At 64.5% G+C, this 20,515-nt stretch carries 19 protein-coding genes and 1 other RNA gene; 4 read left to right on the top strand and 16 right to left on the bottom strand.

The window, feature by feature from the left end; translation table 11 throughout:
* Positions 1–7: 7 nt before the first annotated feature.
* Both QQM37_RS05205 and QQM37_RS05200 read right to left on the bottom strand, forming a co-directional pair.
* Complete coding sequence (locus tag QQM37_RS05205; protein WP_420030123.1) at positions 8–997, bottom strand: 3-methyladenine DNA glycosylase; 990 nt, start codon at positions 995–997, stop codon at positions 8–10.
* Positions 998–1,048: 51 nt separating this feature from the next.
* On the bottom strand, positions 1,049–1,957 hold the full coding sequence (locus QQM37_RS05200) for an amidohydrolase family protein (protein ID WP_285725517.1): 909 nt from the start codon (positions 1,955–1,957) through the stop codon (positions 1,049–1,051).
* A gap of 102 nt (positions 1,958–2,059) precedes the next feature.
* Here QQM37_RS05200 and QQM37_RS05195 point away from each other — a divergent pair, with 102 nt between their 5' ends.
* Positions 2,060–2,377 carry an L-rhamnose mutarotase gene (locus QQM37_RS05195; RefSeq protein ID WP_285725516.1) on the top strand — a complete coding sequence of 106 codons (318 nt, stop codon included), beginning with the start codon at positions 2,060–2,062 and terminating at the stop codon, positions 2,375–2,377.
* Positions 2,378–2,395: 18 nt separating this feature from the next.
* On the opposite strand, the gene QQM37_RS05190 is transcribed toward QQM37_RS05195, so the two are convergent.
* The 4 genes from QQM37_RS05190 to QQM37_RS05175 form a co-directional block, all read right to left on the bottom strand.
* A complete protein-coding gene (locus QQM37_RS05190; RefSeq protein ID WP_285725515.1) occupies positions 2,396–4,045 on the bottom strand; it encodes a cation:proton antiporter in 1,650 nt (549 codons plus the stop codon).
* A gap of 259 nt (positions 4,046–4,304) precedes the next feature.
* Positions 4,305–4,466 (bottom strand): hypothetical protein, encoded by a 162-nt coding sequence (locus QQM37_RS05185; RefSeq protein ID WP_285725514.1) that lies wholly within the window; start codon positions 4,464–4,466, stop codon positions 4,305–4,307.
* A gap of 109 nt (positions 4,467–4,575) precedes the next feature.
* Complete coding sequence (locus tag QQM37_RS05180) at positions 4,576–5,115, bottom strand: HPP family protein (RefSeq protein WP_285725513.1); 540 nt, start codon at positions 5,113–5,115, stop codon at positions 4,576–4,578.
* 100 nt (positions 5,116–5,215) lie between these two features.
* Positions 5,216–6,406 (bottom strand): NAD-dependent formate dehydrogenase, encoded by a 1,191-nt coding sequence (locus QQM37_RS05175; RefSeq protein WP_285725512.1) that lies wholly within the window; start codon positions 6,404–6,406, stop codon positions 5,216–5,218.
* Between the two features lie 145 nt (positions 6,407–6,551).
* On the opposite strand from QQM37_RS05175, the gene QQM37_RS05170 reads away from it, so the two are divergent.
* The gene (locus tag QQM37_RS05170) at positions 6,552–7,469 is read left to right on the top strand and encodes a LysR family transcriptional regulator (RefSeq protein WP_285725511.1); all 918 of its coding nucleotides are present in this window, start codon (positions 6,552–6,554) and stop codon (positions 7,467–7,469) included.
* Positions 7,470–7,475: 6 nt separating this feature from the next.
* On the opposite strand, the gene QQM37_RS05165 is transcribed toward QQM37_RS05170, so the two are convergent.
* Complete coding sequence (locus QQM37_RS05165) at positions 7,476–8,762, bottom strand: aspartate kinase (RefSeq protein WP_285725510.1); 1,287 nt, start codon at positions 8,760–8,762, stop codon at positions 7,476–7,478.
* A 151-nt stretch (positions 8,763–8,913) separates the two neighbouring features.
* Positions 8,914–9,930 carry a hydroxyacid dehydrogenase gene (locus QQM37_RS05160; RefSeq protein ID WP_285725509.1) on the bottom strand — a complete coding sequence of 339 codons (1,017 nt, stop codon included), beginning with the start codon at positions 9,928–9,930 and terminating at the stop codon, positions 8,914–8,916.
* 106 nt (positions 9,931–10,036) lie between these two features.
* On the opposite strand from QQM37_RS05160, the gene QQM37_RS05155 reads away from it, so the two are divergent.
* The gene (locus QQM37_RS05155) at positions 10,037–10,669 is read left to right on the top strand and encodes an SGNH/GDSL hydrolase family protein (protein ID WP_285725508.1); all 633 of its coding nucleotides are present in this window, start codon (positions 10,037–10,039) and stop codon (positions 10,667–10,669) included.
* A 12-nt stretch (positions 10,670–10,681) separates the two neighbouring features.
* Here QQM37_RS05155 and QQM37_RS05150 read toward each other — a convergent pair whose 3' ends face one another.
* The 4 genes from QQM37_RS05150 to QQM37_RS05135 all read right to left on the bottom strand — a co-directional run bounded on the left by QQM37_RS05150 (position 10,682) and on the right by QQM37_RS05135 (position 15,353).
* Positions 10,682–12,169, bottom strand: coding sequence for a polysaccharide lyase 6 family protein (locus QQM37_RS05150; protein ID WP_285725507.1), 1,488 nt, complete (start codon positions 12,167–12,169; stop codon positions 10,682–10,684).
* Between the two features lie 96 nt (positions 12,170–12,265).
* Positions 12,266–13,132, bottom strand: a complete 867-nt coding sequence (locus QQM37_RS05145) for a carbohydrate ABC transporter permease (protein ID WP_285725506.1) — start codon at positions 13,130–13,132, stop codon at positions 12,266–12,268.
* Positions 13,129–14,028 (bottom strand): carbohydrate ABC transporter permease, encoded by a 900-nt coding sequence (locus QQM37_RS05140; RefSeq protein ID WP_285725504.1) that lies wholly within the window; start codon positions 14,026–14,028, stop codon positions 13,129–13,131. The genes QQM37_RS05145 and QQM37_RS05140 overlap by 4 nt, the downstream gene beginning before the upstream one ends.
* Entirely contained in the window at positions 14,025–15,353 is a 1,329-nt protein-coding gene (locus QQM37_RS05135) for a sugar ABC transporter substrate-binding protein (protein ID WP_285725503.1), read from the bottom strand. The genes QQM37_RS05140 and QQM37_RS05135 overlap by 4 nt, the downstream gene beginning before the upstream one ends.
* Positions 15,354–15,628: 275 nt before the next feature.
* Here QQM37_RS05135 and QQM37_RS05130 point away from each other — a divergent pair, with 275 nt between their 5' ends.
* The gene (locus QQM37_RS05130; protein WP_285725502.1) at positions 15,629–16,054 is read left to right on the top strand and encodes a VOC family protein; all 426 of its coding nucleotides are present in this window, start codon (positions 15,629–15,631) and stop codon (positions 16,052–16,054) included.
* A 5-nt stretch (positions 16,055–16,059) separates the two neighbouring features.
* On the opposite strand, the gene recR is transcribed toward QQM37_RS05130, so the two are convergent.
* The 4 genes from recR to ffs all read right to left on the bottom strand — a co-directional run bounded on the left by recR (position 16,060) and on the right by ffs (position 20,363).
* Positions 16,060–16,659: a recombination mediator RecR gene (recR, locus tag QQM37_RS05125; RefSeq protein WP_285725501.1), complete on the bottom strand. Its 600-nt coding sequence runs from the start codon at positions 16,657–16,659 to the stop codon at positions 16,060–16,062.
* 84 nt (positions 16,660–16,743) lie between these two features.
* A complete protein-coding gene (locus QQM37_RS05120) occupies positions 16,744–19,323 on the bottom strand; it encodes a DNA polymerase III subunit gamma and tau (RefSeq protein ID WP_285725500.1) in 2,580 nt (859 codons plus the stop codon).
* A gap of 31 nt (positions 19,324–19,354) precedes the next feature.
* Positions 19,355–20,251 carry a tRNA glutamyl-Q(34) synthetase GluQRS gene (gene gluQRS / locus QQM37_RS05115; RefSeq protein WP_285725499.1) on the bottom strand — a complete coding sequence of 299 codons (897 nt, stop codon included), beginning with the start codon at positions 20,249–20,251 and terminating at the stop codon, positions 19,355–19,357.
* A gap of 16 nt (positions 20,252–20,267) precedes the next feature.
* Positions 20,268–20,363, bottom strand: an RNA gene (gene ffs / locus QQM37_RS05110) — signal recognition particle sRNA small type.
* Between the last annotated feature and the right edge of the window lie 152 nt (positions 20,364–20,515).

The raw sequence follows: 20,515 nt of genomic DNA, 5'->3' as shown, positions 1-20,515 counted from the left end.
CACCAGCTTAGTTCTGTGCAGCATCGTGTGGGGCGTCCCCGAGTGACAACCGCTGCTCCAGCTCCCGGGCGATCCGCTCGCGCAGCCCGGCGGCATCGTCGGCAAAGCCACGCTGAAGGCTCACATAGTCGGCCTTGCCCGCAGTGGTTTCGATGGGCAGGGCCGGGTAGCCCCAGTCCGCCAGATCGTAGGGCGAAGCCCGCATGTCCATGATGCGGATGCGCCAGGAGAGTTCGAAGGCCTCCAGCACTAACTCGCTGGGCACTAAAGGCAACAGCTTGTAGGCCCACTTATACAGATCCATGTTGGCGTGGAGACAACCGGGTTGCTCCAGTTCCCGCTGGGTCTCCCGGCTGGGCTGGAGCTCATTGAGGCTGACGGCCTGCGGGGTGAAGAAGCGGAAGGCATCAATGTGCGAACAGCGAATCCGGTGGGCCTCCACCACGGCATCTGTCCCGGACGCGCCAAGCCGCAGCGGCAGGTACTCGTGGCGCACGCCATTGTCTTCGCTGCGGTACGCCATCGCCCATTCATGCAGGCCGAAGCAGCCGAAGTTGCCGGGCCGGGCTGCGGTACCGTGCAGGATCACCCGGGCGAAGTCGATGGCACCGGAGCGCTCGCGGCAGAAGGCTTCCACGTCCATCGTGATGGCGGGTTCGTCCCCGGCCAGATCATGCTGACGGAGCTCAGCCTCGGTCAGTGGCCGGTAGAAGCGCCAGTCGAGCCTCTGGCGGGCCTGCGCCCCGCAGAGCACCACCCCAGCTCCGGGGTGCCAGCGACGCAATTGTGCTGGTTTGAGCGAGTAGTAGGTGAAGAGGAAATCCTCCACAGGGTGCTTCTGCCCGGCGGAACGGCGTTGTAGATAGGGCTGGATGTAGCGGTCCACCCGCTGCTCCTGGTGCTCCTGGAGAGCGAGGCATTCCTCCGGAGTCATCAGCGTCAGCTCCGCAGCGGGGCGTGCTGCGGCGGCGCCCTCGGCGACTGGGTTGGTGGACATGCGTCTATTCTCCCAGCTTCGAGTTCACGGGGTTCGAACGCCCCCAGGGGGTCAGCCCAGTCGATACACCCGCCTCGCCGTTCCGGACCGCAGGGCTGTACGCTCAGCCGGGCTCAGGGTGGAGACCAGATGCTCGTAGCTGTCCCAGATCTGCTGGTACGGCTCCGGCTGATCAGCGTCGGACTGATCAGCCGGAGGGCGCGTTGCGAGCAGGTTGACCGGCCAGTCGGAGCCGATCATCAGCCGCTGGGGGCCAAAGACCTCCAGCAGTGTCTCCACCACCGGGTGCAGATCATCCTCCGTCCAGTGCTCCCAGTCGGCCTCGGTGACCAGGCCGGAGAGTTTGCAGCTCAGCTGCGGGAACGGTGCCAGCAGTCGGAGGTCTCGGTGCCACCGCTCCAGGCTGCCGGGTTCCCGAGCGGCGGCGATGGGCGGCTTCCCGGCGTGGTCCAGCACAAAGTTCACCTCAGGCAGAGCCTCCGCGGTGCGCGCCACTGCGGGCAGCTGGGAGGAGCGCACCACAAAGTCGTAGCTCAGCCCGGCATCGTGCACGGCCTGCAGGCCACGGCGCACCGCTGGCCGGGCCAGCCAGTCGGGATCGCTTTCCTGCTGGACCTGATGCCGAATGCCGCGCAACCAACGCCCACCGGGACCCTCGCGGAGCGCGGCCAGCTGATCGGCGACGTCCCTCGCTTCCAGATCTGTCCAGCCGACGACGCCGCTGATCACCTCGGAGGCCTGGGCTGTCAGCAGCATCTCGGGAGTTTCCTCGGGTACACAGACGGTCTGTACCAGCACGCTGGCGACCACGTTGGCGGGCCGGGCGACGGCCTCGAAGTCCGCAGCCCGGAAGGAGCGGTGGATCGCCAGCATCGACTGCGGGTCAATCCAGTCCTGTGGTCGGATGTCTAGATCCCAGAGATGGTGATGAGAATCAACGCGAGGCTCAGGCTTGGTCATGGTGGTCCCCTTTCAGCTGGAAACCTTCCAGCGTATGGTTGGCAACATCATATGTTTACCCGACGCCGGATGGTGTGTTGGGCCTAGTTCAGCGAGGAACTTATGCAAAGGATCGCCCTGCACACCCGGCTCCGTCCAGGCCTGGAAGTGGAGTATGAGGAGGCACACGCAGTGATCTGGCCTGAGCTGGATGTGCTGTTGCGCAAGCATGGGGTGCATGCCTGGCGGATCTGGCGCTCCGGCACCGAGCTGTTCCACGAGGTGGAAGTGGAGGACTGGGAGGTGTTCACGGCGGGTATGGCGAAGGAGCCGCTGGATCAGGCGTGGCAGGTGCACATGAATCAGTTTCTGGACACCAGTGAGGGGCAGAGCTACCAGCGTATGCTCCATCAGGTATGGGAACTGCCGCAAGGCGACTGACGTGCATCGAGTGCTGCGTCAGGACCGCATGCGGGACTGCCAGGAGGTATCCAATGCGAATTGTTCAGTATCCAGTTCCAGCAGCACGGTCCGCATCACCTCGTCGTCGAGGTTTCCTTGCTCCCGCTCATCCAGGAGTACAGTGCGCCGCAACTCGTTGAGCTGACGGCGGGCCTCGGTCAGGTAGGTAGCCATCTCCCGGCGCGAGGCACGGTCCGCGGCGATGGCCTCGGCGTCATCGTTCGCTGAGCTACTGACCGCCATCCGCGCCATGCTGGAGCCGATGACCCGCTTTTTGATCTGCTCCGCCCGATCGGGCCCCAGCCGGTCGGTCAGCTTCTGCCAGAGTGGCGCCATCTCGGTCATCGCGACTTCGTACGTGCGCTTCATCAGCGCCTTCTCTGCTGCCCGGTCGCGATCCTCCTGATCCGGATCTGTCACCTCAAGCTTTGTGATCACCCACGGCAGGGTCAGGCCCTGGATCAACAGGGTGCCAATGGTGACGACGAAGGCCGTCAGCATGATCAGGTCCTTGGGCTCCACTGCCGCACTGGTCGCTGCCACCGCTGCCGCCAGAGTCACCACGCCGCGCATGCCGGTCCAGGAGATGACCGTCAGGTCCTGCCAGCTCAAGGTCGGTTCCGGATGCTTCTGGCGCCGTCGCCGGGCGGCAAAGAGGGGTAGCTGACCCAGATAGTAGGAGGCGAAGACGTACGCCGGGCGGATCAGGATGGTCACCACCAGGATGATTCCGGCGAAGCCCAGACTGGGCCAGAGGCCGTGCGGGCTGTGCACGCTGTCGATGAGCACCGATTTGAACTGCAGGCCGATCAGCGCGAAGACAAACGCCTCCAGAATGACGTCCAGCGAGGCCCAGATGGGCTGCTCCTGCAGGCGCATCGCGTAGCTCGCCTTCGGGGCGTTGAAGCCCAGATACAGCCCTGCGGCGACCACCGCGAGCACACCGGAGCCATGGAAATGCTCGGCCACCAGGTAGGCGCTGAAAGGCACCAGCAGGCCGAATACCGTCTCCATCAGCGGATCCTGCACCCGCTTGCGCAGCAACTGAATGGCCACGCCGATCAGCAGACCCACGCCCACTCCCACACCGATCGCCACGAGCAGCATGACGACGCCGTCTCCCACGCTGATCGCGGTGCCCAGAGTGACCGCGTTCAGGAACAGCGTGAACATGGTCAGCGCGGCGGCATCGTTGATCAGGCTCTCCCCGGAGAGCACGGACATGACGCGGCGCGGAAGCCCCAGTTTCTTGCCGATCGCGGTGGCTGAGACGGCATCCGGCGGGGCCACGATGGCGCCCAGCAGCAGGGCCGCGGCCAGCGAGATGTCACCGAGCAGGATATTGGCCAGGCCGCCCACCACCAGAGCGGTGACAATGACCAGCCCGATGCCGAGTCGGCGGATCTGCCGTAGTGAGGTGCGGAAGTCCTGGATCGAGATATCCAGTGCGGCCGAATACAGCAACGGTGGCAGCACCACGGTCAGAATGACCGAGGAGTTGATCTCCACCGCGGGAAGTGCCGGGATGAAGGAGACCGCGATGGCGACGCCCGTCACCAGCAGGGGTGCCGGCCAGCCGCGTTTGCGGGCTATCGCCGTCACCACGAGCGCTCCGAGGAGCAGGGGCAGCAGGATGTCGAGATGCATAGAGGCCTCCTCAGCCGAGGGAACGCGTGGCTTCTAGCCTAGTGGGGTGCTGAGGGCGGATGGCGTCAAAGGTTCAAGCACTTACTGAGCCTGGCACGCAGAAAAACCCCGACGATTCAGGGATCTACTGGCTGCTTCGATGGGTAAGTGCTTAAAACTTTGACGCATCTGAACCCGTCAGGAACAGGACGTGGCAGGGAAACACCAATGGTCCAGGGAGTACTCCCTGGACCATTGGTCAATCTCTGGACGGTGAGGCTCAGGCGCGCCCCAGGCCTTCCTTACGTCGCTTATCCTGCGATCCGAGGTCGTCGACCTCGCCGTCGGCCTCTTCAAACACCTCGTCGCGGAGGTCCTGCCGGTGCTCCTCCTGCTCGGATCGCTCCTCGCGCAGTTCGTCGTTCTTGTTGTGGTCGCCCATGGTGTTCCTCATTTCTTTTCGGTGGATCCAGCCAGTTTGCCTGGAAGTCTGTCGATCCGGGAGCGCTGGTGCGGCCGGAAGTATTGGGTTGCAGCAGTCGAAATTCAGTCTAGTCCGCTCGGGCGGCGGCCCAACGGAGCAGCATCCGGTAGCCGAGGGCGCAGAGACTCAGAATCACTGCGCCGGCCAGTATGGGAGTAAGGAGATAGCCCCAGCCTGCGTGAGTCAGCAAGATCGCAATGGGGGTGCCGCCGGCGGGAGGGTGGATCACTCGCAGGGAGGCCATCGCTGCCATGGCCAGGCCAACCGCCAGGCCGAGGCTCCACCAGGCCACGGGCAGGAACGCCTGAACGGCGAGGCCGCACAGTGCGGAGATGAAGTGGCCGCCGATGACGTTGAGCGGCCGGGAGAGTGGAGCGTACGGAAGGAGGAAGACGAGCACGCAGGATGAGCCGAAGGCGGCGATGAGAATCGGTGTTCCGACAAGATCCCCCGTGGCGGCGAGAACGGCGATCGTCAGTCCACCGGCGATGGACGCGGCGACAATGACATGCCAGGGGATGACGGTCTGGGCCGGACCCAGACGGTTGCGGAGGGAGGAGAGCCTGCTGTCACGCGCCGTGGTCTCCTGGGAAGTCGGTTGCCCCATGCTGTTCATATGGTTCCTCGGCGTAGTGGGCGATCCTCGGTGTCGTAGGTGACGACGGGGCGGGCGAGTGGATTCTCGCCCGCCCCGTTCTGCAGCCGGACTACTGGTTGTTCTGCTGCTCGTCGCTGTGGGTCGGCTGCTGGGCGTAGGAGTGTGCGCCCGTTCCCCGGTAGCTGCCGCCTTCGACGATGAGGTACTCCGGTCGAAGGGGCGAGCCCGCGAACCAGTCCTCGAGGACTTCCCGGGTTCCGGCGGCGTAGCGTGCCTGCCCGGACAACGAGGTCCCTGAGGTGTGGGTCGTCATCGCGTTGTGCGGCATTGTCCGCCACGGGTGATCAGCCGGCGCAGGCTGGGGATCCCAGACGTCTCCGGCATAGCCCGCAAGCTGACCGGACTCGAGTGCACGGACGATCGCATCCCGATCGGCGATGGCACCACGCGCCGGATTGACGATGTATGCACCCCGTGGCATGGTGGCCAGGAGTTCGTCGTTCAGCAGGCCGCGAGTCTCCTCGGTCAGAGGTGCGTGCACGGTGAGCACATCGATCTCCTTCACCAGGTCCTCGATGCTTTCGTGGAAGGTGAGGTTGTACTTCTCCTCGTATTCCTGCGGGAGGCGGAACCGGTCGGTGTAGCTCAGCCGCACGCCAAACGGTGCCAGGCGTTCGATGACGGCTCGGCCAATGCGGCCGGCAGCGAAGACGCCCACCCGCATGCCTTCGAGGTCATACGAGCGCTCGACGGCATCGGCAATGTTCCAGCCGCCCTCCGCTGCGATCTGGTGCTGCTTGACGAAGTCGCGCACCAGCACCAGTACCTGCATCACGGTGTGCTCAGCCACACTGATGCTGTTGCTGTAGGTGACCTCGGCCACCGTGATGCCTCGTTCGTTAGCCGCGTTGAGGTCGGTATGGTCGGAGCCGATGCCCGCGGTGACGACCAGCTGGAGGTTCTTGGCCTTCTCGATGCGTTCTGCGGTGAGGTAAGCGGGCCAGAAGGGCTGCGAGATCACGATGTCGGCATCGGGCAGTTCCTTCTCGAAGACGGAGTCGGCGCCCTCTTTGTCGCTGGTGATCACCACGGTGTGGCCTTCGGACTCCAGCCAGTTTTTCAGGCCGAGCCCACCGGAGACGCTGCCGAGCAGCTGGCCGGGAACAAAATCGATGGCCTTCGGAGACGGAACCGTCACCCCACCCGGGTACTCCGTGATTTCAGGGATGGTCTCCCGTGCGTACACCGGCGGGTACCCGGTGACGGGGTCCGGGTAGAGCACAATAAGGATTTTTGCCACGATGTCTCCAATTTCAACCGGGGCGCATTTGGTCGGCGCCCTTGTTTTCAACACTAGGATCGGCAGAAGTGCCCCACAACGAACCGGAGGTTGCCGTTCCACAAGGTGTGGTTGTGTGTAGGATGAGGCGGTGTTCAGTTCAGAGATGCCCGACCTTCGAGCGCTTGAGTTGCTCGACGCCATCGCGCGAACCGCGTCGATCACTCTGGCGGCGGGCGAGCTGGGAGTCACTCAGCAAGCGGCCTCGCTCCGGTTGCGCCGGCTCGAACAACGGCTGGGCAGGCAGCTCGTCATCAGGGCTTCCCGTTCCTCGGAGCTGACCGAGTACGGCACGGCGCTGCTCACCATCGCGCGGCCCGTTCTTGGCGCGGCTCTCGCCATGGACGGTGAACTGGCGGGACTTCTCCTCGCGGAAAGGCCGCTCACGGTGGCTGCCAGCCTTACGGTCGCTGAGTACTTTCTGCCACAGTGGATTCTGACCTTTGCCAGGAACGGCAACGATCCGCGTTCGGTGAGATCACGCGCAACGAACACGCGGGAGGTCGTCAGGATGGTCTCCGAGTCCGAGGCAGACCTCGGTTTCGTCGAGGGGAATGAGCCGCCGCAGGGCCTGCGATACCAGGACCTGGCGCAGGACGAGCTTGCGGTCTACGTCGCACCGACGCACCGCTGGGCCGCGCTCGGTCACATCAGCTCCTGGACTCTTGCCGGAACCCCGCTCGTCACCCGCGAGCAGGGTTCGGGTTGCCGCGCGGTGCTCCACGCAGCGCTCCTCCAGCACGGCGTCGAGAGATCGGAATTCGCCGCTCCGCTGCTCGAGCTGCCCAGCAACATTGCGGTGCTCCAGGCTGCCGTCGCCACAGTGGCACCGGCCGTGATCAGCACTCGCCCGGCGGAGCCCTACGTCCAGGACGGCCGGTTGGTCCGGGTTCGGGTAGACCACGTCACTTTTCACCGTCAGCTCGGCGCCGTATGGAAACGGGGCGAACTCCCCGCATCTCATGCTGCACGGGAACTCCTGCACGCGGCGATGCACGCCGTCCGTGCAGACCAGCGAGGGTAGCAGGCCTCAGCGGCCGGTGCCCCCGTAGACGGTGGCTTCCTCCGTGGTGTCCAGATCGAAGGCCTGGTGCACGGCACGGACGGCGGCATCCAGACGGTCAGCCCGGGTCACCACGGAAATCCGGATTTCCGAGGTGGAAATCAGGTCGATATTGACTCCGGCATCGGAGAGCGCCTTGAAGAAGGTGTAGGAGACGCCAGGGTTGGAGCGCATTCCGGCACCGATCAGCGACAGTTTGCCGATGGCGTCGTCGTACATCAGATCCTCAAAGCCGACCTGCTCCTGAGCATCCTTGAGCGCCTGAAGGGCATCCGCACCTTCCACCATCGGCAGCGTGAACGAGATGTCCGTCTTGCCGCGGCCCTGGGTGGAGATGTTCTGGACGATCATGTCGATATTCGAGTGTGCAGAGGCGATGATGCCGAAGATTTCGGCGGCCTTGCCCGGGATGTCCGGCACGCCGACCACGGTGACCTTCCCCTCGGAACGGTCATGTGCAACACCGGAGATGATGGGCTGTTCCAAAGCGGCTCCTTCGGCCAGGGTGATCTTGTCATCGGGGCTGGGCATGACCCAGGTGCCCTCATGCTCGCTGAAGGACGAGCGGACGTGGATGGGCAGCCCGAACCGGCGGGCGTATTCCACGCTGCGCAGGTGCAGGATTTTGGCGCCCGAGGCCGCCATCTCCAGCATTTCCTCGCTGGAGATGCGGTCGATTTTCTTCGCGCTGGGCACCACGCGCGGATCGGCGGTGTAGACGCCGTCCACGTCGGTGTAGATCTCACAGACATCGGCGCCCAGAGCGGCAGCAAGGGCGACGGCGGTCGTGTCGGAGCCACCGCGGCCCATCGTGGTGATCTCGTGGGTGGTCCGGCTCATGCCCTGGAACCCGGCGACGATTGCCACATGGCCTTTGTCCAGCGCGGTACGCACCCGATGCGGATCGACGTCGATAATCCGGGCCTTGCCGTGGATGCCGTCCGTGATCATGCCGGCCTGGCTACCGGTGAAGGACTGGGCGGTATCACCCTTGCCGTCGATCGCCATCGCGAGCAGCGCCATCGAAATCCGCTCACCGGCGGTCATCAGCATGTCGAGTTCGCGGGCGGGCGGCTGATCAGCCACCTGGCCTGCCAGATCGAGCAGCTCATCGGTAGTGTCACCCATGGCGGAGACCACCACGACGACGTCGTTCCCGGCACGGTGAGTCTGGACCACCCGTTGCGCAACGCGAAGGATCCCGGCGGCATCGGCCACCGAGGAACCGCCGTACTTCTGCACGATCAACGCCATGGCGCAACCACACGGATTTGAGGCACGAGTGAACTCCTGAATGAGTTGAGGTCAGATCAGTGCTCAGTTTATCCGCCGGGCAAGGGCTCGGAAGAATCAACAGGCCATGTGGTGACACAGAGCCGGTCATACGGGTCCGCTGAGGTCCACCTCAGGCTATATGAGCGATCCGGTCCCGGCGCACCGCATGGTTCAACGGAACTCCGTGTACCCAGCGGCCAGCTTCTCTGGCCACCAGCTGCCCCATCCGCCCCCGTTCGACTCCCATTGCACCGGAAATATGCGGCGTCAGCACCACATTGGGCAGCGTATACAGCGCCGAACCCGGGAGGGGTGGCTCTGGCCAGGTGACGTCGAGGACCGCGGTGAGATCGGGGCGCCGCCCCAGCACCTCCACGAGTTCAGCCTCCTCGATCACTGCACCCCGGGCGGTGTTGAGCAGGGTGGCACCTTCCGGGAGCATCGACACCAGTCGTCCGGTGACCAGGCCGTGCGTCTGTGGGAGCAACGGAGTATGGATGCTGACCACGGACGATGCCGCAAAGAGCTTCTCGAGACCCACCAGCTCCACGCCCAGCCGACTGGCGCGGTCGGGGGAGACCATCGGATCGTGGGCGATCACACGCACTGAGGTCGACTGCAACCAGCTGGCCACGGCACTGCCGATCTCGCCGAGAGACAACAGCCCGACAGTGGACTGCGCAGCCCCGGCAAGCACAGGCTTGACCGGGGGGAACGCCCCTCGATCACGGATCTCTCTGCTGAGCCGATGAGTCTGTTTGAGGCCCAGCAGAATCTGGGCGACGGCGAACTCGGCCACCGGAACGGCGTTTGCGGAAGCGGCAGACACCATCGGGATGCCCGCCTGCCAGAACTCGTCGGTGGTGATGGTCTTCACCGAGCCTGCCGCGTGGAACACGGCCTCCAGGCGGGGCATGGCGCTCAGCAGACCGGCATCGAGCCGGGGCGCTCCCCAGCTGGTGAAGAGCAGTCGGGTCTCCGCCAGTGCCGTCGGGTCGAGGGTGAGACAGTGTGCCAGGGATTCCCGGGTGTGGAAGGGGCGCTGCAGGGTGACCATCTCGTCCAGCCGGGCGATCACCGGATCGGGGTACACATCGGCGCGGCGATCCTGCTCCATCACCAGGATGGCCAGAGGTTTGAGAGGCATATTCATCCTTTGAGAGTGCTGTGGATAGTGGTTGACAAGAATGGATGTGAAAGTTAGGTTTCTTCACATTCGGGGAAAAACAGTGTGGATAGCGAAAGGCATGATGATGAATATTTCAGACCAGTCCGAGGAAATGGTTCTATTTATTGGCGACAGTGTGACGGATTGTGGCAGACGGGAACCCGGGGCCCCAGCGCTGGGGCAGGGATACGTCGCCCGGCTGGCCACAGAGCTGGCGGCTCAGGACATTGCCGTGCTGAACCGGGGCATCAACGGCCACCGGGTCAGGGATCTGACGGCTCGCTGGGAGGAGGACGTTCTGGCCCATCAGCCCGCAATGGTGTCGATATTGGTGGGAATTAATGACACCTGGCGCCGATATGATCAGAATGACCCGACGTCCGCTGAAGAATTCGAAGCGAATTACCGCAGTATTCTTCAGCGCACCACCTCGGAAAGTAATGCGGCCATCGTGATGGTGGAACCCTTTCTGATTCCGGTGACCGATGAGCAGCAGGAATGGCTGGAGGATCTTGTTCCGAAAATCGAGGTGGTCCATCGTCTGGCCCAGGAATTCTCCGCCCAGTTGGTACCGGCCCAGGCGGTGATGACCGCAGCCGCCCGGGAGCACGGCGGCCCCGCTCTGGCTCCGGACGGCGTCCACCCCTCTGCTCTGGGTCACCGGATTCTGGCCGATGCCTGGCGGGAAGCGGTCATACTTCCCGCCAGGCTCGCCTGATCAGAGGCCTGATCAGGCGGCGTTCGGTCCCACGAGTGCAGGGGAGAGCGGGGACCGAACAGCGGATCCCACCTCATGGGACCCCAGATCGGCGATGCCCACACGCGCCACGCCGTTGATATCCGCCGGAACCAGGGGATAGGAGCGGCTCGCAGCATTGATCACCGGGCTACCGGCACCTGGGCGGGCAATGCCGTCTGACGCCATCGTGAGCCCTGGGTTGGCCCGGCTGAATCCGGTGGTGGGGATATTGCCATTGGCCGCCGCGCCCCAGAGCAGATTGCCCTTCCAGAGGAAGCCGGAGGACTGCTGGACGTCGGCCAGCAGCCCGGTGTCACCGACGATCACGTTGTCCGTGATCACCAGATCGCGAGGTTCCTCCGGTCGGCTGGTCTCGCCGATGATGCCCGAGGCATTGCTGACCAGGGTGTTCAGTGAGATCTGCACCCTGTCCGGTGCGTCATTGCCGCGCCGGGCCGCCGGGTCCTCATCGGGCAGGTGGTCCCGTTCGGTGCCCTTGCCGATCACGACGGCCGCACCGCTCACCCCGGCCAGGTGATTGTTCACGATCAGATGATCGTTGCCGTAGATCCGCACGCCATTGGGTCCGTCCAGCAGAAAATTGCCGTCGATCCGGTTCCGGTTGCCGTGCCGGAGCACAATGCCGCCCTTGCTGTTGCGGATGGTGTTGTAACGGATCGTGTTGTCGGAGGACTTGACCGAAATGGCCTCCGGGTCGCCATTGCAGCGTTCGAACAGATTGAATTCAACCGTGGCGTTTGCACTGCTCAGAGCGCGCGGGCTCACGCCCAGACGGATGGGCTCTCCGCCGTTGTCCCCGGGGTAGCTGTGGTCCGAGAAGTAGTTGCGGAAAATGTAGACCCGCTGTGCCATCTCGGTGGTACCAGCGCCCTCCACCCCCAGGTAGACGCCGAGCGTGGACTTGCCATGGAAGTGGTTGCGGTCGATCTTGGTGTCATCGGCACGCACCATCACATTGAGCAGGCCTTCGATGTCCGCGAACTGGAAATCATTGCGGGTGAGGCGGATGTGGTGGTTGTCCGGAGCGATCTCCAGGGTGGTGGACTGGCGGAAGGAAAAGCCGCTCACTGTCACATAAGCGGAGCCGCTGAAGACGAAGCTGGCCTCCGAGGTGAAGACCGCGCCGCCCCGGGAGGCCGACACCACGGTCACCGGGGCGGCAGCGGTGCCCTGGACGTTGGTCACCGCGATCGGGGCGCTGGCAGGCACGGCATAGCTGCCATTGGCCACGGTGATGGTGTCGCCGGGGACGGCCGAGGTCAGCGCGGTGCGAAGCTCGCTGACCGTGGAGACCGGCACGACCCCGGCCATTCTCAGGCCGAAGGTCCGGGCGGCAGCCCCGCCCTGTTGGGTGGCTGGCCCCAGTGGCCGGGCCTGAGCGGAGACCGCAGTGGCCACCGAGAGGGCTGAGGTGCCGGCGGCGATGACGGCGGTGGACAGGAACAATCGACGTTTCATGTACTTCTCCTGAGTGAGGATGAGGAATAACGTGACCTGTTGCAGAGTGCGGGTTGCAGGGGTCTGGGGGCCGTCTGGCCGAGGGGTAGTGACAGATCAGCCTTTGAGGGCTCCGGAGGTGAGGCCCTTGGCAAAGGATCGCTGGAAGAGCAGGAAGACGATAACGGAGGGCACTAGAGCGAGCAGGGATGCGGCCATCACAACGCCAGGGGTGACCACGGGATCGATCCGCAGCGTCCGTAGCGCCAGGGGCAGCGTGTAGGTGGAGGAATTGGTCGCCACCAGCAGCGGCAACAGGTACTGATCCCAGATCATGGTGAAGCCGAAGACTCCGGCGATCCCCAGTGCCGGGCGGCACAGCGGGAGGATGATCTGGCTGAACACGCGGAACTCGCTGGCGCCATCGAGCCTGGCCGCCTCCTCCAGCTCCACTGGAACATCCTTCATGAACTCCGTCATCACCAGGATCGAGAAAGCCCAGGCGCCCAGCGGCAGGACCATGCCCGCGATCGAACCCATGAGATTGACGTGCAGCAGCGGTAGATCGCCCAGAATCACGGTCAGCGGCAGGGCCAGAATCTCCTCCGGCAGCATCATGGTGGCCAGCACCGCCACCATGACCAGTGCCGAGAACCGGAACTTCTTACGCGCCAGGGCGTAGCCAGCCAGGACCGAGACGATGACCTGCAGCACCAGGCCGAAACCCACCACGAAGAAGGAATTGGCCAGATATTTGGCCACCCCGAAGTTGAAGGCGATGGCGAAATTGTCCAGTGTGGGGTTGTTCGGGATGATGCTCAACTGCGTCGGGTCCGAGACATGCAGGAAGGAACTGACCAGCAGGGCCAGCAGGGGGCCGGCAAAAACCGTGATCACCAGAGCATAGATGATGACCTTCAGCGTGCGGGCCACTGGGCCGCGGCTCTCGGTCAGCCCAAGGGCGGTTTCGGTAGCGGCACTCATGCTTCTTTGCTCCTTCGGCGCAGCAGCTGAACGGACAGGGTGAGAACCAGGGTGGCCAGGAGCAGCAGCACCGCTCCGGCAGAGCCCACGCCGAGTCGGTTCTGTTCCAGCCCAAGCTTGTAGATCAGCGTCATGACCACCTCGGTGGAGCCGTTCGGGCCGCCGTTGGTCATCAGGAACACCTCGGTGAAGACCCGGAATCCGCGGATGGCGGCCAGGATGAACAGGATGGAGAACACCGGACGCAGCCCTGGCAACGTGACATGGAGGATGCGCTGGAAGCGGTTGGCGCCATCGACCGTCACTGCCTCATACAGCCCGCGGTCGATGCCGGCCAGCCCGGCCAGGATGATCATCATGTCGTAGGGTGCCCCGCGCCAGATGCCCATCACCACGATGGAGGCCATCGAGGAATCCGGGCTGTTGATGAAGCTCGAGGGCCCCAGCCCGACCAGGCCCAGAATGCTGTTCATCAGGCCGTCCGCTGTGGGGTGGTACATGATCCGCCACAGCTCGGCGATCACGGCCAGTGGGACGACGACCGGCAGGAAGGCTGCCGAACGGATGAAGGAGAGCTTGCGGGTCTGGCCTTCCACCAGCAGGGCCAGCACCAGACCGAGCCCTAGCGAGCCGACAGTCTGGCCCAGCGCCAGGACCACCGTGTTCCAGGCCGCGCCGCGGAAGGAGGAGGAAGCCAGAATTTCGGTGTAGTTGGCCAGGCCGACCCAGGCGTTGCCCAGATAGGGCTTGACGTCCTGGAAGGACATCAGAAACGCATTGCCCATCGGGATGAACTTGAAGTAGGTGAACAACACCAGGGCGGGGGCCAGGAAGAGCCACGGCACCCACCAGGGGCCAAAGCGCCGGCGCCGCCGGGCTGCGGAACTGACGGTCATGACGCGCCGATGCCCTGCTGGGCGAGCGACTCGGCAATTTTGCCGTCCAGCTTCTTCAACTCGGAGCCCACATTGAGGCTGCAGTCAGCGATCAGTGCATTGAGCGTGTCCGCGCTGCTCTGCCGGATCGCTGTCCAGTTGGGCAGAGACGGGGCGTAGTGGCCGGCATCGGCGTAGGTCTTGGCGTACACATCCCAGCGAGGGTCCTTGCGGACATCACTGACATTGACGTTCTTGTTCACCGGCAGCTGGATGATGAAGGCGCCATCGCCCTCCATGCCCACCTTCTGCCCCTCCGGGCTGATGACATAGTCCGCAAAAGCATCCTGGCCCTTTTCATTTCTGGACCCGGCCATCAGGTAGACGCTGCCGCCTTCGGCCAGCACCGAAGCGTCCTTGGCGCCCTTGGGCATCGGCACCACCTCATACTTATCAGCGCCCAGAGTCTTGTCGAAACGGGGCAGCAGGTAGGGGCCCACCACGTACATCCCGGCCTTGCCGGATTCAAAGGTCTCATTGGTCGGCGGGGTGTCCATTGAGGCGGCACCGGGCTGCATGACCTTGCTCTTGCACTGCAGATCGGTGAACCACTGGGCGGAGGCCACAGCCTCCGGCGTGCTCATCGAGGGGCTGAACTTTCCGCCATCCTTCGCCGTGACGAAATCGCCGCCATCTGCCCAGAGGAAATTGGAGAAATACCAGGAGGCGTAGCCTCGCTTGGTGGAGCCAGGAACCGCCAGACCAGCGGTATCCGCTTTGCCGTTGCCGTCCGGATCCTGCGTGGCGAAGGCTTTCGCCAGGGCGAGAAGATCATCGCGAGTGGTGGGCACCGGCAGCCCGAGCCTGGTGCGCCAGTCCTTGCGGATCAACAGCGCGGAGGACTGGGCGGAGTAGGGGACGCCATAGTATTTTCCGTCGGTGGCCTTGGCTGCCTGAAGCGCCGGTGCGAGCAGATCCTTGCCGTTGGAGAGGGTGTCCAGCTTGACCTCGCGAACGATGCCCTGGGTGACCATGGTGCCCAGTTGGGAGGAATCGTTGAGCACCAGGTCGGGCAGGTGCTTCTGTGCGGCACTCTGGGCGAGTTTGGTTTCGAAGTCATCGAAGATCGCGGTGACGTTGACCTTTTTGCCGGTTTTGGCTTCGAAGGCGGCAGCCAGCTTTTTCAGCCCCTGTTCGCCGGAGCCGCCAGGCGTGGTGCGGGTCCAGACCTCCAGGGTTGCGTTGTCATCCTGGGGGACATTACTGGTGGGGGTCGAGGAGCCGCAGGCGGTGGCCAGCAGCAGGACCCCAGTCAGGCTGGCGAGTACGCCGAGGTGTCGTGGCACAGAGATCTCTCCTTTGAGAAGAATGTGGAAAAACCGTGAAACAATGAGCAGAATGCTGAGACGAATCTAATAGCAAATTCACAGACGGTCAACAGGTTTATCTGATGTTTGAGGGAAGTTATCTGTGAATCCTGCGCCCAGGGCACACTTTTGGCGTGATTGGTCAGATGTCCGCCGGCGAGAACCGGGGGGTGTTGCTGAGCTCCGGAGGCTTCTAGAATGAGCCGTGCGGGTGGGGTGACCGGGCCCCAACGCGTTCACCGAGGGAGTGCATCATGACAACCCGTTTGAATCCTTATCTGAACTTCGACGGCACCGCGCGCGATGCCCTGACCTACTACCAGGGCGTCTTCGGCGGCGAGCTGACGCTGAGCACCTTCGCCGATATCCCCATGGGCACCGACCCCTCTGAAGACCACAAGATCATGCATGGAATGTTGTTGGCAGGGCCGCTGACGGTGATGGCTGCAGACCTTCCACGGAGCATGCCAGGCATGGAACTCTCTGCCAATGGCACGCTGTCCCTGAGCGGGGACGATGAGCCTGAACTCCGCGGCTACTGGGAGAAGCTGGCCGAAGGGGGCCAGATCACTCTGCCATTGAACCAGGCGCCCTGGGGCGACAGCTTTGGTCAGCTGACCGATCAGTTTGGCGTGTCCTGGATGGTCAACATCGCCGGAAGCCCTCAGATCGAGGGCTGAGCCGACTACGTCAGTGCGTTGCGGCGGCCTTCGAAGGCCCGGCCGAGAGTGATCTCGTCCGCGTATTCGAGGTCGCCGCCCACTGGCAGGCCGGAGGCCAGACGGGTGACCGTGATGCCGATGGTTTTGAGCATGCGGGCCAGGTACGTCGCGGTTGCCTCCCCCTCAAGGTTGGGATCGGTGGCGATGATGATCTCCTGCACCTCGCTGTCGCTGAGTCGGTTGAGAAGCTCACGGATGCGCAGTTGCTCCGGGCCGATCCCGGCAATCGGGTTGATGGCGCCGCCGAGCACGTGGTAGCGCCCGCGGAAACTGCGGGTTCGCTCCACCGCCATCACGTCTTTGGATTCCTCCACCACACAGATCACGCTGCCGTCGCGACGCGGGTCCCGGCAGATGCTGCACGTTTCTTCTTCGGAGACATTGCCGCAGATGGTGCAGTGCTTGACCCGTTCCTTGACCGTGCTGATCGCTGCAACGAGCCGGTTCATATCCTCCGGATCCGCCTCCAGGATGTGGAAGGCAAGTCGCTGGGCGGATTTAGGTCCGATGCCGGGCAGCTGGCCCAGCTCGTCGATCAGTTCTTGGACTGCACCTTCGTACATGGTGTTGCCTCCAGTTTTGCGTCCAGTGGGTGGTCGTGAAGCGGGCGATCGTGCGGCGGGTGATCTGAGTGCGGGGGCCCGGTGCTAGGAGAGCGGGCGCTCTTCAACGAGCCTGCCACCCAGAATACGTTCGACGGCCGCGCGGCCCACGGTTACCGACTCTTCAATAGTCTCGTCATCGGCGCTCGGCACATCCTCCACAGGCATGGCCGCTGGTTCCGGAGCTGAGGCCGATGCCCTGTCGGAAGCCGCCCCGCCGGGTTGCGCCCCCTGAGGCTGGGAACTGTGCGCCTGTTGGCTCAGTCGCTGGTACAGGCTCTGGCCTGCTGTCTCGGGTCGCGCCGGTGCGGCGTCACTGCTGTGCGCCGGATCGGTGTTTTCGGTTCCACCAGCCTGCGCGCCATCGGCTTCTGGGCTGCCAGCTTGTTGGCCCCCGGTCATCCAGTCCGGTGCCTCCTGTGGGTTGCCCCAGCCCGGGTCGGCCACCTCGGTGATCTGATGTACCGGAATGGACGCTGGTCGCTGGGCCTCCCGAGAGCCTGAAGCAGCCACTCTCGAGGCAGTCGGTGCGGAGGACTCAGAGGAGGGAGGAGAGGATTCCGATGGTGCTGGCGAGATGACCGATGCCGCCAGGGTTGAGGCCAGTGACGCGGCAAATGAGGAGCCGCGCGAAGGCGGAGTATCGGCGGCCTCGGGAGCTAGGGGAGCCGAGCTCCAGATCTGCTCTCGAGATTCGTCCAGCGGTGGTGGTGAATAACGCCGGGGCTCCGGTTCGGGATAGTCCTCCTCCGGAGGCTCGGTGAGTGGCGGTTCGTCGGGGTGCGGCTCGTACGAGGGCGCACTGGAGGACGGCGCCACGTAAGAGGGCACATCGCGTCGAGTGGCCGCCTCCCGGGGCGGCTCAGCCGGTGCTTTTGGGTTGGGTGCAGAGCTCCCGCCCGAATGGGTTGTTGCCGCGACTTTGCAGTTCAGGCCTAGCGTTGACGCGATGGCGCTGACCAGATTCTGACCGTGCTCGCCGCGGGTGAAGGCGGAGGCCAGACCATCGGTGGCAAACCCCAGGATCAGGGTGGTTCCGTCGAAGCTCAGTGGGGTGCCGTTGGCCTCAATCAGAGCCCAGCTGGACCGTTTGACCTTGCTCAAGGCGGCCAGCACATCCGGCCAGGCCCGGCGGAGCATCTCGATGCCGTCGTTGGGCGCGGGCTGTGCCGCAGATGCGGCGGCATCGGCGCGTGCAGCGGAGTCGGGGCGTGCAGGGGAATCGGACGGTGCAGTGCGAGGACGGCCCGCGCCGGGCTGCGCTGTGGAGGGCCAGTCGTCCGGCCGCCCGGTGCTGGCGGCACTCTCCTCACGCTGCGGTTCGGTGCGGGTTACTGCCGACGAGGTTTCTGCCGGGTCGGTTTCCGGTCGGAGCCCCTCACTCGTTTGAGCCACGGCGGACCGAGCCTCAGCACGCCCGACCTCAGGTGCAGCGCCAACGGACCCTGATTCGGGGGATCCGGCGTAGCTGAGGCGTCGCTCGACCCGATCCAGCCGGGCGGCCAGACCACGCTCGCCCTGCTCCGCGCCGGGCAGCAGCAGGCGAGCGCACAGCAGTTCCAGATGCAGCCGTGGAGACGTGGCCCCACTCATGTCGGTCAGCGCCGAATTGCAGACGTCCGCAGCGCGGGAGAGCTCTGCCCGCCCCAGCTGGGTGGACTGCTGGCGCATTTTGGCGATCTGATCCTCGGGCGTTCCGCGCAGAATCGCACCGGCATTCTCCGGCAGGGCCTGGACAATGATCAGGTCGCGGAAGCGTTCCAGTAGGTCTTCCACAAAGCGCCGCGGGTCCAGACCAGTCTGGATGACCCGGTCCACAGCACGGAAAACGGTGCCCGCATCCGATGCCGCCAGAGCATCGACCACGGAGTCGAGCAGTGAGGAGTGGGTGTAGCCGAGCAGTGCCACGGCACGCTCGTAGTCCAGGCCCGCGTCAGTGGCCCCGGCCATGAGCTGATCCAGCACGGAAAGGGTGTCCCGGACGGATCCTCCTCCGGCCCGGACCACCAGGGAGAGCACCCCCGGAGCCACCGGGACATGCTCCCGCTCACACAGTTCCTGCAGGTACGCCATCAGCGGCTCGGGCGGAACCAGGCGGAAGGGGTAGTGGTGGGTCCGCGAACGGATGGTGCCGATGACCTTGTCCGGCTCCGTGGTGGCAAAGATGAACTTGATGTGTTCCGGCGGTTCTTCAACGATTTTCAGCAGGGCGTTGAAGCCTGCGCTGGTGACCATATGAGCTTCATCGATGATGAAAATCTTGTACCGGTCCCGCACCGGGGCAAAGGTGGCCCGTTCGCGAAGATCGCGGGCATCATCCACACCGCCGTGGCTGGCGGCATCGATCTCGATCACGTCAAGGCTGCCAGGCCCCCCGGTGGCCAGCTCCACACAGCTGGGGCACACCCCACACGGGATGTCGATAGGTCCTTGGGCGCAGTTGAGGCAGCGGGCCAGAATACGGGCCGAGGTGGTTTTTCCGCAGCCGCGCGGGCCGGAGAAGAGATAGGCATGATTGACCCGGTTCTTCCGCAGCGCCGCCATCAACGGCTCGGTGACATGCTCCTGCCCGATCACCTCGGCAAAGGTGTCTGGCCGGTACCGGCGATACAGAGCTGTGGTCACGTGGAAACCCTATCGTGAGGGACGGACATTCTTAACTGAGTGCTTCCTGGCCGACAGTTGTGGGGTGGACGACCCACGGCCCGCGCGGCAGCTCCTGCGGATCGAAGGCCTCCAGGGCCTCCGCCAGGCTGGGTGGCAGGCCCAGCGAGTCGAAAATCAGGCCGCGGGCGGCATCGAGCCCCACCTCGGAGAGCGTGACCGCGCCGTCACGTTTAGCGAGCCGCTGCCCCTGGGGATTCAGGGCGAGCGGAACATGCGCATAGTACGGAGTGGCAAAGCCCAGCAGGGAGCCCAGGGCGGCCTGACGCGGCGCGGAGCTGAGCAGATCGTCTCCCCGGACCACCTGATCGATGCCCTGCGCTGCGTCATCGACCACCACCGCCAGGTTGTAGGCGGGCGTTCCGTCGTTGCGGACCACCACAAAGTCATCCACCGGCCCCTGATAGCTGCCGTGGAGCTCATCCTGAACTGTGAAACGGTGCAGCGGCGTGCGCAACCGCCAGGCTGCGGGGCGTTCGCTGCGCCGTTCGGCACGCTCGGTCTCGGTGAGCTCGCGGCAGGTCCCCGGGTATTCACCGGGGATGCTGTGCGGTGCTGATGCCGCCTGGGCGATGTCGCGGCGGGTGCAGAAGCATTCGTAGAGCAGGCCTGCGTCGCGGAGGCGGCCGCTGGCGTCCTGGTACCGTTCCAGCCGATCGCTCTGCCGCTGCGGGGGCTCGTCCCAGTCCAGGCCGAGTCGTTCCAGATCGCGAATCTGGCCGGCTTCGGAACCGGCACGCACCCGGTCCAGATCTTCGATTCGGAGCAGGAAGCGGCGGCCTGTGGAGCGGGCGAAGAGCCAGGCAAGCACGGCAGTGCGCAGATTCCCCAGATGCAGATCCCCGGAGGGGCTGGGAGCGAATCGACCAGCCGATGCAGTGAACTCCATGACCATCCCCAGACAACGAAAGGACCCCTCGTGCACCCGCCAGAGCCTACTTACCCTTGCTACCTTCCGGTCCTGGGGGAGTTCGCAGGATGACGCCACACGAGGGGCTGCCGTCTATTCTACTCAGATCTGGGCGAGGATGTTTTCACCTCAGGGGCGGGCGCCTGCCCGGGGTGGCCTGTTCCTGTATCTCCGGTATCAATTTCGTGATGGGGATCAGCTCGGGTAGTCTAGAGTCTGCTTTTCTATGGGCACCGAGAGTGG

Source organism: Psychromicrobium xiongbiense, from assembly GCF_030271165.1.
Taxonomy (GTDB): Bacteria; Actinomycetota; Actinomycetes; order Actinomycetales; family Micrococcaceae; genus Renibacterium; species Renibacterium xiongbiense.
Note: the sequence above shows the minus strand (reverse complement) of the source record. Positions and strands in the feature narration are given on the sequence as shown.